A 12,363-nucleotide genomic window follows, 5' to 3' on the forward strand; every position below is an offset into this window, starting at 1 on the left:
ACGGGCGTGGAGCGGCCAGGGGCTCCGTGATGATCCACTCTGGCCGGTACGTACGCCGGGCGGGCGCTCCGGTCAGGCCGGGTCGGGCCCGCTCGGGGTCGGGCCGGGTAGGGCCCGCTCGGGTCGGGTCGGCGAGGGTGGGGGCCGGCGCTCCGGCCGCCACGGGTCGGAGTGCCCGGTCGGCGACGGTCTCCGGTGTGTCGGGCGGCGCGGCGTACGGCGGGCCGCCCCGGCGGACGACGGCGGGTGCCGGCGGCACTAGCATCAGCGGGTCGGACCCCGGCGCCGGGAGGACCGGTGCGTGCACCGGCGCCGAGGTCGTGCGCAGGGCGGATCCGACCATCACGAGGAGGTCACCATGGCGAAGAAGGCCCGGAAGAAGAAGGCCCGGAAGAAGAGCGGCGCCAACCACGGCAAGCGCCCCAACTCCTGACCGGCGGCCGGACCCACGGCCCGGCCCCGATCGGTCAGCGAAAAAAGCCGGTGGCCCGGATCATGACGATCCGGGCCACCGGCTTTCGCTTTCCCAGCGGCGGCGACCGCGACCTGCCACCGACCCGGCGGAGCCGACCTCAGTCGGCCAGTTCCCGCGACTCCGTGCTCTCGAAGACGACCAGCTCGGTGAGGCGCAGCCTCAGCCGCTCCCGAAGCTGGTCGGGCGCGGTCTCGTTGCCGCAGCAGCGGGCGACCAGCGCCCGCACCTCCTGCTCGATGCCGTACTCGCGCAGGCAGGGGCCGCACTCGTCGAGGTGGTGGCGGATCAGGTTGCGCCGCTCGTCGGCGCACTCCAGATCCAGGTAGAGGTAGACCTCCGCGAGGACCTCTCGGCAGTCCGTCTCGTGCGGATCTCCACAGCTCACGTCACACCTCCCGGCCGGCGGCGGCGGTCGAGCCCCGCTTCGACGCCGCAGCGCTGAAGCCCCGCTCGGCGGCGTACTGCTCGAGCAGCTTGCGCAGATTACGCCGGCCCCGGTGCAGCCGCGACATGACCGTGCCGATCGGCGTGCCCATGATGTCGGCGACCTCCTTGTAGGAGAAGCCCTCGACGTCGGTGAGGTAGACGGCCAGCCGGAACTCCTCCGGCAACTGCTGGAGGGCCTCCTTGACGTCGCTGTCCGGCAGCCGGTCCAGCGCCTCGGTCTCGGCCGAGCGCAGCCCGCTGGAGGTGTGCGACTCGGCCTCGGCGAGCTGCCAGTCGGTGATCTCGTCGGTCGGCGCCTGGATGGGCTGGCGCTGCCGCTTCCGGTAGGAGTTGATGTAGGTGTTGGTCAGGATCCGGTACAGCCAGGCCTTCAGGTTCGTGCCCTGCTCGAACTGGTGGAAGGCGGCGTACGCCTTCAGGTAGGTCTCCTGGACCAGGTCCTCCGCGTCCGCCGGGTTACGCGTCATCCGCAGCCCGGCGGCGTAGAGCTGATCGACGAAGGGCATCGCGTCCCGCTCGAAGCGGGCCCTGCGCTCGTCCGTCTTCTCGGTGGTCAACCGCACATCCCCTCGCGTCGGCTGCTTTCCCGCCGAGAATACGCGTACGGACGTGCCCGCAGATTCACTTCCGGCGGGTGTGCTCGTACTCACCGTGGTCGGGCCGACCTGCGGCACCGCCGCGGGCCAGTCCGGACCGCCCAGCAGCTGTCGCAGCTGCCGCGCCCCCCGCTCGTCCCGTTCCCGGACCCGCGTCTCGGTCGGCACCGGTCTCCCCCCTCGCCAGAAATGTCTTCCCGGGGGGTGCAACGTCCCCGGCGGGGCGGGGCATTCCGGCCGGCCCTCCCGTTCCTGGTCCCGGCCCCGGCGAGAGCCGGCGCTGGGACCAGGAAGGGCCTGGGAGGACCGGCGCCGCCGCCCAGAGACGGGCGTCCGGCACCATCCGATGCAACGACCCGCCGCCACCCCCGGAAACGGCCCCCCGCCCCACCCCCGCACCCCGCCGCCAGGACGGGCGGTGCGTCGGCCCGGCACGCCGGGCCATCCCGTCGATCTTGCACTTTCGGCCCCCCGAATGCACGGATCGCCCCTTTTGCCCGGGCACAAACTGCAAGATCGCGGGGGCCAGGGGACGCGGGGACGCGGGGGGCGGGGTGGGTTGGGTTAGGGGTGGGTCCAGCGGTGGTGGTGTAGCCAGGCTCGGATCAGCTCGGCCGTGCCGGTGGGGTCCGTCCGGAGGTCGTGTCGTTCGCCCGGGCGGGTCACCACGTGCACTCCGGGGCCGGGCTCCGGCACCCCGAAGGGGTCGCGGTCGCCGTTGACCACGAGGGTCGGCAGGCCCGTGTCCAGTTCCGCCGCCCGCGACCGCTCCGGGCGGCCGGGCGGGTGCAGCGGGAACGCGAGCGCGACCACGCCGGCGGCGCCCACCGCCCGCGCGGTCCGACAGGCCACCCGCGCGCCGCTGGAGCGCCCACCCACCACCAGGGGTACGCCAGGATGCCGCCGCCGCAGCACGGCGAGCACGACCGTCCACGCCTCGTCGAGGTGTCCGGCCGGGGCCGGCGCGCGTCGGCCGGCGACGCGGTACGGCTGTGTCACCCGGACCACCACCAGGCCGGCCGCCACCGCCGCGTCCCGGAGCGCACACAGGTCCGGGGCGTCGACGTCACCACCCGCGCCATGGCCCAGCACCAGCAACGCCTCCGGCGGCCCCGGCGGCAGATCGGTGTCGACCCGGGCGGGCCCGCGTGGAGTGGGAATCTCGTCGTGCTGCGGCATCAGCCCATTCTGCGACGTCCTGGACACGACGGCGGGCCGGCCCGCCGACGCGGCGGCCCGCCGACGCGGCGGCCGACGGAGGTCAGTCGAGCAGTGGGCCCGGCAGCGGCCGATCGAGCAGTGGCCCGACACGGCGGACCGGCAGCGGCCAGTCGGGTTCAACGACGTCCGCCAGCACAGCCCCGTCGAGCAGCAGGCCGGCAGCGGCCAGTCGAGCAACGGACCGGCAGCGGCCAGTCAGGCGACGGAGCCGGCGGCGGTCAGCTCAGCGGCACCAGGGTGAGCAGCCGGTCCCGGACCGGCGGACCCGCCTCGTCGGCGGCGTCCGGATCCGGTTGCACCTCGTCGCGCCAGGCCACCAGCATCGCCCGCCGCTCACGCGGTGTCGTGCCGCCCCAGACGCCGTGACAGTCGCCCACGTCCAGCGCCCAGGCCAGGCAGGAACCCTGCACGTCACAGCTCCGGCAGAGCGCGACGGCCGCGTCGGCCGGCTCGTTCGGCGCCGGGAAGAACGTCTCCGGATCGACGTTCTGACATGTTCCTCTGGTCCGCCATGCCTCGTCCTGTCGCCGCTCCCGCAATGCCCGCAGCAGTCGCGGATCCCGTCGTGCGGCGGCCACCTCGTGCGGCCGGGGCATACGTGCCCGGGTCATCCACCCACCTCCCCCGTGGGACCGGCAAAGATCGATGTGTGCCGTCCGCCCCGTGCGAATCGGCACCCACTACCGGCGCTGTGTTGTATCGCACTTCCGGACACCGGGACAAGACTCTACGGCGAATATGGGTGAACAACCGGGCGACGTTTCGCCCGCAACACTGGCAAATCACACCCGACAATGCATCTAGCTGTCAGAAAAGTGTCAGATCTTCCGGCGCGTCGATCCGGGCGGCGGGCACCCGCGCGGTCAACTGCGGCCCGTCGTTGCGTACGTCCCCCACGGCCGCCCCCACCGGGCGGATCTCCAGCCCCGCCAGCCACTCGGCCGGAGGCGGGGCGAGCAGGCCGGCGGGCTCGGGGGTCGGGGCCAGCCAGGCGTCCCAGCGCTCCCTGGGCAGCAGCAGCGGCATCCGGTCGTGCACCTCGGCCAGTTCGCCGATCGCGGCGGTGGTGACGACGCTGAAACTCAGCAGCGGCCCCGCCGTGCCCTCCCACACCGACCAGATGCCGGCGAAGGCGAGCACCGAGCCGTCCAGCGGGGTCATGTAATAGGGCTGCTTGCGCCCGTCGGCCCCGCGGACCCACTCGTACCAGCCGTCGGCCGGGACGAGACAGCGGCGGCGGGCGAAGGCACCCGCGTACGCCCGGCTGGTGGCGACCGTCTCGGCACGGGCGTTGATCATGCGGGCGGCGCCGGCGGGCGACCGGGACCAGGACGGCACCAGCCCCCAACGCCCGACCGACAGCGCACGGTGGCCCTCCGGGCTGACCCGCACCAGCGGCACCGGGTCGGTGGGCGCGACGTTGTGGTCGGGGCCGACCCGGCCGTCGGTCTCGTCGTGCGACTCGAACAGCGCGCTCAGGTCGCCCGCGTTCCGGGTCGTCGCGTACCTCCCGCACATGCCGCACACGCTAACGCGCCGGGCGCCGCGCGGCTGTCCCGCTGGCCGGGAGGAGGGGTGGCGGCCGGGGTCACGCGCCGTGTGACGCGGCAGAATGTAACCGTGGGGAACCTGATCGCGACCCGGCCGCCGCAGCCGTGGACCGCTCCGACCGCCTCCGACCCGGTCGCCGCCACGCTGCGCCTGCCCGGCTCCAAGTCGATGACGGCGCGCGCCCTGGTGCTGAGCGCGCTCGCGAACGGCCCCTCGACCCTGGCCGGGCCGCTGCGCGCGCGGGACACCGAGCTGATGGCCGCCGGGCTGCGCGCGATGGGCGCGCACATGTCGATCAGCGACGACGATCGTTGGCTGGTCCGCCCCCACCCGCTGGTCGGCCCCGCGCACGTCGACGTCGGCCTGGCCGGCACCGTGATGCGCTTCGTCCCGCCGGTGGCGGGCCTGGCCGACGGGCGGATCACCTTCGACGGCGACCCGCAGGCCCGCACCCGGCCGCTCGGTCCCCTGATCGGGGCGCTGCGCTCCCTCGGTGTCCGGGTGGACGCCCCCGTCACCGGCAGCCTGCCGCTGACCGTGCTCGGCGCGGGGCGGGTGGCCGGCGGCGAGGTGGTGATCGACGCCTCCGCCTCCAGCCAGTTGGTCTCCGGGTTGCTGCTGGCGGCGCCGCGGTTCGACCGGGGCGTGGTGGTCCGGCACATGGGTCCGCCGGTGCCGTCCGCGCCGCACCTGCGGATGACCGTGCAGATGCTCCGGGCCGCCGGCGCGGCGGTCGACGACGGCACCCCCGACGTGTGGGTGGTCGAGCCAGGCCCGCTGGCGGGGCGTGGCTGGGAGATCGAGCCGGACCTCTCGGGCGCCGTGCCGTTCTTCGCCGCCGCCCTGGTCACCGGCGGCGAGGTGACCCTCCAGGGCTGGCCGCGCAGCAGCGCCCAGCCGGTCGAACAGCTCCGCTCGCTGCTCCAGCGGATGGGCGGCGAGGTGACCCTCTCCACCGCCGGGCTGACGGTGCGGGGCACCGGCACGGTGCACGGCCTCGCCGCCGACCTCTCCGACGTCAGCGAGCTGACCCCCGCGCTGACGGCGCTGGCCATGCTCGCCGACTCGCCGTCGGTGTTCACCGGCGTCGGCCACATCCGGGGTCACGAGACCGACCGGCTGACCGCGCTGGCGCGGGAGTTCGCCGCGCTCGGCGCGGACATCACCGAGTCCACCGACGGGCTGGAGATCCGGCCCCGGCCGCTGCACGGCGGGGTGTTCGAGACCTACCACGACCACCGGATGGCGCACGCCGCAGCGGTGGCCGGCCTGGCCGTGCCGGGCATCGAACTGAGCGACGTGGCGTGTACCTCGAAGACCATGCCCGAGTTCCCGGCACTATGGTCGGCAATGGTGACCGGCAAGAGCTGACACGACAGGGGGCGGGTCCTGGCGACCAGACGGCGGGAGTACGACGAGGACGACGTACGGGTCCGGCCCGGCAGGTCGTCGCGCCCGCGTACCCGCAACCGGCCCCGGCACGCGGACGCGGTGGACGGCTTCGTGATCGCCGTCGACCGGGGCCGCTACACGTGCGTGCTGCCCGACGCCGGGCCGGACGCGCCCCTGGTCACCGCGATGCGCGCCCGGGAGCTGGGGCGCAAGTCGGTGGTGGTCGGCGACCGGGTCGGCCTGGTCGGGGACACCTCCGGCGCGGCGGGGGCGCTGGCCCGGATCGTCCGGATCGCCGAGCGGACGTCGGTGCTGCGGCGCACCGCCGACGACGACGAGACCACCGCCGAGGGGCGGCTGGAGCGGGTGGTCGTCGCCAACGCCGACCAGTTGGTGATCGTCAGCGCGCTGGCCGATCCCCCGCCGCGCACCGGGTTCATCGACCGCTGCCTGGTGGCCGCGTACGACGCCGACATCGAGCCGCTGCTCTGCCTGACCAAGGCCGACCTGGCCGGCCCCGAGGCGGTGCTCGACTACTACGCCGAGTTGGAGCTGCCGTACGTGCTGATCCGCCCGGACTCCGACCTCGACGCCCTGCGCGACCTGCTCGCCGGGCGGGTCTCGGTCATGGTCGGGCACTCCGGGGTGGGCAAGTCGACGCTGGTCAACCGCCTCGTGCCGGACGCCGCCCGGGCGGTCGGCACGGTCAGCGCGATCGGCCGGGGCCGGCACACCTCCACGAGCGCGGTGGCGCTGCGACTGCCCCGGCGGCCCGGGGGCCCGACGCACGGCGGGAACGCCGACGCCGGCTGGATCGTCGACACCCCGGGCGTCCGCAGCTTCGGGCTGGCGCACGTCTCCGCCGACAGCCTGCTGCACGGCTTCCCGGACCTGGTGGAGGGGACTGTCGACTGCCCCGCCAACTGCCCGCACACGCCCGACGCGCCCGACTGCGGCCTGGACGCGTGGGTGGCCGCCGGCAAGGCCGACCCGCGACGGCTCGCCTCGTACCGCCGGCTGCTCGCCTCCCGCGCGGGTGAGGGCGACCCGCCCGCCGCCGCGTGACGCCGGCCGGGTCGGTAGGTTGACGGACGTGCCCGGGTACGCCGACGACCTCGCCCTCGCCCATCTGCTCGCCGACGCCGCCGACGCCGTCTCCACGGCCCGGTTCCGCGCGCTCGACCTGCGGGTCGAGGCGAAGCCCGACCTGACCCCGGTCTCCGACGCGGACACGGCGGTGGAGCGGGAGATCCGCGCGCTGCTGGCCACGCACCGGCCGGCCGACGGCCTGCTCGGCGAGGAGTACGGCGAGGAGCCCGCCAGCGGCCCGGGCGGGCGGCGCTGGGTGGTCGACCCGATCGACGGCACGAAGAACTTCATCCGCGGCGTCCCGGTCTGGGCCACCCTGATCGCGCTGCTGGAGTCCGACCGCCCGGTCGCCGGGCTGGTCTCCGCGCCGGCGCTCGGCCGCCGCTGGTGGGGCGCGCTCGGCGAGGGCGCGTACGCGGGACCGGACGCGGCCGGCGGCGCCCCGATCCGGGTCTCCGCGGTCCGGGACCTGGCGGACGCGAGCTTCTGCTACTCGTCACTGACCGGCTGGGAGTCCGCCGGCCGGCTGGACGCCATGCTCCAGCTGATGCGCGACACCTGGCGCAGCCGGGCGTACGGCGACTTCTACGGCTACATGCTGCTGGCCGAGGGCGCGCTGGACGTGATGGTGGAGCCGGAACTGTCGCTGTGGGACGTCGCCGCGCTGGTGCCGATCGTCACCGAGGCGGGCGGGACATTCACCGATCTCGCCGGCCGACCCGCCCCCTCCGGCGACGCCGGCACCGAGAGCAGCGCCGTTGCCAGCAACGGCGCGCTGCACGCGGACATCCTCGCCCGGCTGGCTCGGCCAACCGAGCACTGACCTCCGGCAGCCTCTATCCTCGCCAGGTGGTCTCCTCCGGTTGGTGCTTCCTCGCGGCGATGATCATCGCGTACGGCGTCGCCAACCTGCTCCAGTCGGTCGCCGCCGCCCGCACCACCGTGCACCACACGTTCGACCCGGGGCTGCTGCTGCGGCTGGCGGGGCACCGCACCTACCTGGTCGGGCTGGGCTGCCAGGTGGCCGGGTTCGTGCTGGCCCTGCTGGCCCGCCGGGACCTGCCGCTCTTCCTGGTGCAGTCCAGCGTCGCCGCCGGGCTCGGGGTCACCGCTCTGCTCGGCGTACTGGTGCTGAAGTGGCGGCTGCCGGCCGCCGAGGTGGCCCTGCTGGTGCTGTTGTTCGGCGGGATCACCGCGCTGGTGCTCTCCGCCGAGCCCGCGCCGGCCAAACCGCTCGGCACCGCCGGCATGGTCGCCCTGGCGGTGGCGCTCGGCGTGATCGCCGTGGTCGGCTTCTTCGCGGTACGCCTGCACGGGGCACCCGGGTCGGTGGCGCTCGGCGCGCTGGCCGGGCTGGCGTTCTCCGCCGCCGCGGTCGCCGCCCGGCCGCTCGCCTCCGCACCGACGCCGGAGGCGTTCGTCCAGGATCCGCTGCTCTACCTGCTGATCGCCCACTCGATCGTCGGCCAGTTGCTGCTCGGCCTGGCCATGCAGCGCGGCTCGACCACGGCCGCCGTGGCGGCGATGGACGCCGCCGGGGCGGTGCCCGCCGCGATCATCGGCCTGCTGCTGCTCAACGACAAGATCTGGCCCGGGCGGGAGTGGCTCGCCGCCGTCGGCTTCCTGGTCACCCTCGCCGCGGTCATCGGCCTCACCCGGTACGCCGAACCCCAGCACCACCACGCGGTGGCCGGGGACCGGCAGCGGGGCATGGTCGGCGTCGGAGCCCCCGGCCGCCCACTCTGAGCGGCCGCGGGCCCGCGGCTTCCCTCAGACCGCCTCGACCGGCTTGCGGCGGCTGACCACCCGCTCGTAGAGGCGTTCCAGCGCCCCGGCGGTCCGTTCCCAGGTGTAGCTGCACCGCACCCGGTCCACGGCGGCGTGCCCGTACGCGAACCGCCCGGCGTTGTCGGCGAGCAGCCGGCGCAGCGTCATGCCCAGCGTGCGGACGTCGCCCGGCGGCACCAACCGGCCGGTGACCTCGTCGACCACCGCGTCGGCGATCCCGCCCATGGCGTAGCCGACCACCGGCACCCCGCAGGCCATCGCCTCCAGCGAGACCCGGCCGGCGGAGGAGTAGTGCGGGGTGCAGGCGACCACGTCGGCCGAGCGGTACCAGGTGGCCATCTGGTCGTGCGGCACCGCGCCCACCAGCTTCACCTGGTCGGCCACCCCGTTCCGCTCGGCCAGCTCGCGCAGCCGGCTCGCCTCGGCATGGTTGGCGAGCTGCTCGACGGGCGGGCCGCCGGCGATCACCAGCTCGGCGTCGCCCAGCATCCGCAGGGCCCGGATCAGGTCCTCCTGGCCGTGCCCGGGCGAGAGCCCGCCGACGGAGAGGATCCGCGCCCGCTGGTCGCGGGGGGCGGCCTCGCCGTCGGGATGGAACTGGGCGGTGTCGACGCCGGCCGGCACCATCGCCACGGAGGCACGCTGCAACCCCATCCGGGTCAGCTCGTCGACCTCGTCGTTGCACTGGGCGACCGCGATGTCCACGGCCCGGGTCAGCGCCCGTTCCAACGGGATGCGCTCGCCCGGCCCGGAGTACTGCTGGCCGAGGTGGCGCAGTTGCTCGACACCGAGGGAGTGGAACGTCTGCACCACCGGGATGTCGGTCTCCCGGACGGCGTGCGCCGCGGCGAGCCCGCCGACCCAGTAGTGCCCGTGCACCACCTCGGGACGCCAGTCGCTCCACCGGTCGGCCAGCCAGGCGCCGAACGCGGCCACCAGCGGCACCAGCTCGGCGGTGGGCAGCGGGGCGGCCGGGCCGATCGGCGCCCGCTCCACCCGGTAGCCGTCGACTGTCGCCGTCTCCGGCAGGTCCGGGTCGTCGCGGCGTTCGTACACCCGGACGTCGTGGCCCCGCGCGGCCAGCTCGGTGGCAACCCGCGCGATGTGCTGGTGGGTGCCGACGGTCAGACCGTCGTTACGGTTGGGCGGGCCGGCGTGCGCGCAGACGAGGCCGACGTGCATGGGTCACCTCCATGCCATTCTCTGGGGCGGGTGGTCCTCGGTCAGAGGGTCCCATTAACCAGACCCCCCTGAGCCGAAACCTGGCAGATCGGGCAGCGCCCGGCGAGCCCACGCGCCCGGAACTGCCAGGCATGACCCCGGTCAGCGGGGGTACGGGCGAAGAATGCCGCTCACCCGAAGCCTCGCTGACGCCACCGTCGTGCTCACCGGCGCCTCCAGCGGCATCGGCACGGCCACCGCGTACGCCCTCGCCCGGCACGGCACCGCCGTCGTGCTGGCCGCGCGGAGCGGGCCGGCCCTGGAGCGGGTCGCCGAGCGGTGCCGGGAGCTGGGCGGACAGGCGTTGGCGGTGCCGACCGACGTGACCGATCTGGCGGCGGTCGAGCGGCTCGCGGCCCGCGCGGTCGCCGAGTTCGGCCGGATCGACGGTTGGGTCAACAACGCCGCGGTCGGCACCGTCGGGCTCTTCGACGAGATCCCGATGGCGGAGTTCCGCCGGGTGCTGGAGGTGAACCTGCTCGGCGCCGCGTACGGCACCCGGGCCGCCCTGCCCCAGCTGAGCGCGGCGGGCGGCGGGGTGCTGGTCAACAACGCCTCGGTGCTGGCCGAGGTGGCGATGCCCTACCAGTCGGCGTACAACGCCAGCAAGCACGGCATCCGCGGGCTGGCCGACACGGTACGCCAGGAGATGCGGGTCACCGGCCGGGGCAACATCTCGATCTGCACGGTGCTGCCGGCCAGCATCGACACCCCGTTCTTCCGGCACACCGCCAACCACACCGGCCGCGAGGTGCTGCCGCCGCCCCCGGTCTACCCGCCGGAGGTGGTGGCCGAGACGATCGTCCGGCTGCTGCGCCGCCCCAAGCGTGAGGCGTACGCCGGTGGGACCGCCCGGCTGATCGGCCTCCAGTGGCGGCTCGCCCCGGCATTCGCCGAGCGGGCGCTCGGCTGGTACGCCCGCCGCACCCAGTTCGGGCCCGCCCCGCGGCCGGACGACACCGGAAACGTCTTCCACGCGGACGCGCTAGCGCTTCCCGGGGGCGGCTGGCAGGGCCGGCGGCGGCACCTGCTCCGGATGACCGCCACCTTCGGGCTGGCGGCGGCGGGGACGGCCGTCGGGACGGTGGCCGCGATGGCCCGCCGAGCGAGGACGGGTCGCTGATGGCGCGGGCGGACCGGTCAGGTGCGGGGCCCGGGCCGCGGGTCCGCGACGAGACGACCGTGCCGGGCGACTTGCGCTGCCGGGTGGAGGCGGACGAGGCGTCCGGGGTGGTCCGGGTGACCGGCGTACTCGACCGGGCCAATGCCGACGTGGTCCGCGACGGCCTGCTCGCCCGGCTCTGCGACCGGCCCGGGGCGGTGGTGGTCGACCTCACCGGTCTGCTGGTGAGTGAACCGGCGGCCGGTGACGTCTTCGCCGAGGTACGCCGGGAGGTACGTGACTGGCCGGCCGCCGACCTGCTGCTCTGCGACCCGGTCGGCGCCGTCGAGGGGGTGCCGGCCTGGCCGACCCTGGCCGCGGCGCTGGCCGGGCTGGCCGCCGCGCCGTCGGCCGCGGTGCTGCACGCCGATCTCGCGCCCGTCGTCGAGGCCGCCCGGCGGGCCCGCCAGCTCGTGACCGAGGGCTGCGGACGCTGGGGCCTGGCGGAGGTGGCCGAGTCGGGCTGCATCGCGGTCACCGAGATGGTGAACAACGTGGTCGCCCACGCGCAGACCGCGATGACGGTCCGCCTGGCGCCCCGGGACGACGCCCTGCACCTGGCGGTACGCGACCACTCGTCCCGGCAGCCGGCGTTCGCCGGCCAGGCCGCGCCGGACACCGTCGGCGGGCGCGGTCTGCTGCTGATCGACACCGTCACCAGCGACTGGGGGTGCAGCCGGGTGCCGGACGGCAAGGTCGTCTGGTGCGTGCTGCGCGTCGCCGACGGGAACGCCGGCTGATCCGCCGCCCCGATGCGCCCCTTCCGTCCCCGGAGGTCTCCCTTGCGCCGGATGTCGCGGGCGGCACCGGTTATGCCGGGAGGGCAGTGGGTAGTGATCAGCCATGCGCGACAACGAGTACCCGACCCCCGTGTCCGACCCCGAGGCGGAGGGCCTGCCCGACACCGCCGACGACGACTCGAGCGCCAACGACGACGTCCTGACGGGGCGCGAGGCGGACGGCCCGGAGCCGGCCCAGTTGCCGGGCGACCGGACGCCGGTCGCGGTCGACCGGTACGGGACCACCGCCGAGGAGCAGCTCGACGGCGAGTCGCTGGACTACAAGCTCGACCGGGAACAGTACGAACGCCCCGTCGACGACCCGCTGGCCGGCCCCGTCGACCCGGACATCGCCGCCGAGGCCGACAGCGAGGAGGCCGCGGCACAGGCCCAGCTCGACGCGGACGTGATCGAGCCCGGCCCCACCTCCGACCCGGCCTCGCCGGTCTCCATCTACGACCACGGCAGGCTGGGCGGCGCCGCCGACGGCCAGGTCGGCCGGCTCGTCGAACCGGACGAGGGTACGCACACCGACCAGGAGACCGACTCCGTGGCGTACGACGCCGGTTCGGCCGGCGGCGGCGCGAGCGCCGAGGAGCTGGCCATCCACGAGACGCGCCCGCCGCACTCGGTCTGAGCCGG

13 protein-coding genes and 1 pseudogene are annotated in these 12,363 nt (G+C 75.0%); 8 read left to right on the forward strand and 6 right to left on the reverse strand.

Annotation, left to right across the window (positions count from 1 at the left end; translation table 11 throughout):
* Positions 1-301 precede the first annotated feature (301 nt).
* Positions 302-433, forward strand: a complete 132-nt coding sequence (locus ABZ809_RS17355; RefSeq protein WP_357563509.1) for a hypothetical protein — start codon at positions 302-304, stop codon at positions 431-433.
* Between the two features lie 139 nt (positions 434-572).
* On the opposite strand, the gene rsrA is transcribed toward ABZ809_RS17355, so the two are convergent.
* The 5 genes from rsrA to ABZ809_RS17380 form a co-directional block, all read right to left on the reverse strand.
* A complete protein-coding gene (rsrA, locus tag ABZ809_RS17360) occupies positions 573-860 on the reverse strand; it encodes a mycothiol system anti-sigma-R factor (RefSeq protein WP_357563510.1) in 288 nt (95 codons plus the stop codon).
* A gap of 1 nt (position 861) precedes the next feature.
* Entirely contained in the window at positions 862-1,686 is an 825-nt protein-coding gene (locus ABZ809_RS17365; protein WP_357563511.1) for a sigma-70 family RNA polymerase sigma factor, read from the reverse strand.
* A 396-nt stretch (positions 1,687-2,082) separates the two neighbouring features.
* On the reverse strand, positions 2,083-2,697 hold the full coding sequence (locus ABZ809_RS17370; protein ID WP_357563512.1) for an alpha/beta family hydrolase: 615 nt from the start codon (positions 2,695-2,697) through the stop codon (positions 2,083-2,085).
* Positions 2,698-2,957: 260 nt separating this feature from the next.
* Positions 2,958-3,350, reverse strand: a complete 393-nt coding sequence (locus ABZ809_RS17375) for a WhiB family transcriptional regulator (protein ID WP_357087957.1) — start codon at positions 3,348-3,350, stop codon at positions 2,958-2,960.
* A gap of 196 nt (positions 3,351-3,546) precedes the next feature.
* Positions 3,547-4,257, reverse strand: a complete 711-nt coding sequence (locus ABZ809_RS17380) for an SOS response-associated peptidase (protein ID WP_357563513.1) — start codon at positions 4,255-4,257, stop codon at positions 3,547-3,549.
* Positions 4,258-4,359: 102 nt separating this feature from the next.
* Between ABZ809_RS17380 and aroA the strand changes: the two genes are divergently transcribed.
* The 4 genes and pseudogenes from aroA (at position 4,360) to ABZ809_RS17400 (ending at position 8,587) form a co-directional block, all read left to right on the forward strand.
* Positions 4,360-5,661, forward strand: a complete 1,302-nt coding sequence (gene aroA / locus ABZ809_RS17385; protein WP_357563514.1) for a 3-phosphoshikimate 1-carboxyvinyltransferase — start codon at positions 4,360-4,362, stop codon at positions 5,659-5,661.
* A gap of 165 nt (positions 5,662-5,826) precedes the next feature.
* Positions 5,827-6,747 (forward strand): ribosome small subunit-dependent GTPase A, encoded by a 921-nt coding sequence (rsgA, locus tag ABZ809_RS17390; protein WP_357563630.1) that lies wholly within the window; start codon positions 5,827-5,829, stop codon positions 6,745-6,747.
* Positions 6,748-6,775: 28 nt separating this feature from the next.
* The gene (gene hisN / locus ABZ809_RS17395) at positions 6,776-7,594 is read left to right on the forward strand and encodes a histidinol-phosphatase (protein ID WP_357563515.1); all 819 of its coding nucleotides are present in this window, start codon (positions 6,776-6,778) and stop codon (positions 7,592-7,594) included.
* Positions 7,595-7,653: 59 nt separating this feature from the next.
* Positions 7,654-8,587, forward strand: a pseudogene (locus ABZ809_RS17400) (hypothetical protein).
* Here the strand turns inward: ABZ809_RS17400 and ABZ809_RS17405 are convergent.
* Positions 8,542-9,741 (reverse strand): glycosyltransferase, encoded by a 1,200-nt coding sequence (locus ABZ809_RS17405; RefSeq protein ID WP_357563516.1) that lies wholly within the window; start codon positions 9,739-9,741, stop codon positions 8,542-8,544. The pseudogene ABZ809_RS17400 and the gene ABZ809_RS17405 sit on opposite strands and share 46 nt — an antisense overlap.
* Before the next feature lie 163 nt (positions 9,742-9,904).
* Between ABZ809_RS17405 and ABZ809_RS17410 the strand changes: the two genes are divergently transcribed.
* From ABZ809_RS17410 to ABZ809_RS17420, 3 genes are all read left to right on the forward strand, one after another.
* Entirely contained in the window at positions 9,905-10,903 is a 999-nt protein-coding gene (locus ABZ809_RS17410; RefSeq protein ID WP_357563517.1) for an SDR family oxidoreductase, read from the forward strand.
* A 59-nt stretch (positions 10,904-10,962) separates the two neighbouring features.
* Positions 10,963-11,682: an ATP-binding protein gene (locus tag ABZ809_RS17415; RefSeq protein ID WP_357563518.1), complete on the forward strand. Its 720-nt coding sequence runs from the start codon at positions 10,963-10,965 to the stop codon at positions 11,680-11,682.
* A gap of 103 nt (positions 11,683-11,785) precedes the next feature.
* On the forward strand, positions 11,786-12,358 hold the full coding sequence (locus ABZ809_RS17420) for a DUF5709 domain-containing protein (RefSeq protein WP_357563519.1): 573 nt from the start codon (positions 11,786-11,788) through the stop codon (positions 12,356-12,358).
* The last annotated feature ends 5 nt before the right edge of the window (positions 12,359-12,363 follow it).

The sequence above is a fragment of the Micromonospora sp. NPDC047074 genome (assembly GCF_040643815.1).
In the GTDB taxonomy this organism is placed as follows: Bacteria; Actinomycetota; Actinomycetes; order Mycobacteriales; family Micromonosporaceae; genus Micromonospora.

Coding starts and splice junctions, on each gene's coding strand:
- ABZ809_RS17370 (WP_357563512.1), bottom strand. CDS start 2,697: ATGCCGCAGCACGACGAGATTCCCACTCCACGCGGGCCCGCCCGGGTC.
- ABZ809_RS17375 (WP_357087957.1), bottom strand. CDS start 3,350: ATGACCCGGGCACGTATGCCCCGGCCGCACGAGGTGGCCGCCGCACGA.
- ABZ809_RS17380 (WP_357563513.1), bottom strand. CDS start 4,257: ATGTGCGGGAGGTACGCGACGACCCGGAACGCGGGCGACCTGAGCGCG.
- ABZ809_RS17405 (WP_357563516.1), bottom strand. CDS start 9,741: ATGCACGTCGGCCTCGTCTGCGCGCACGCCGGCCCGCCCAACCGTAAC.
- ABZ809_RS17410 (WP_357563517.1), top strand. CDS start 9,905: ATGCCGCTCACCCGAAGCCTCGCTGACGCCACCGTCGTGCTCACCGGC.
- ABZ809_RS17420 (WP_357563519.1), top strand. CDS start 11,786: ATGCGCGACAACGAGTACCCGACCCCCGTGTCCGACCCCGAGGCGGAG.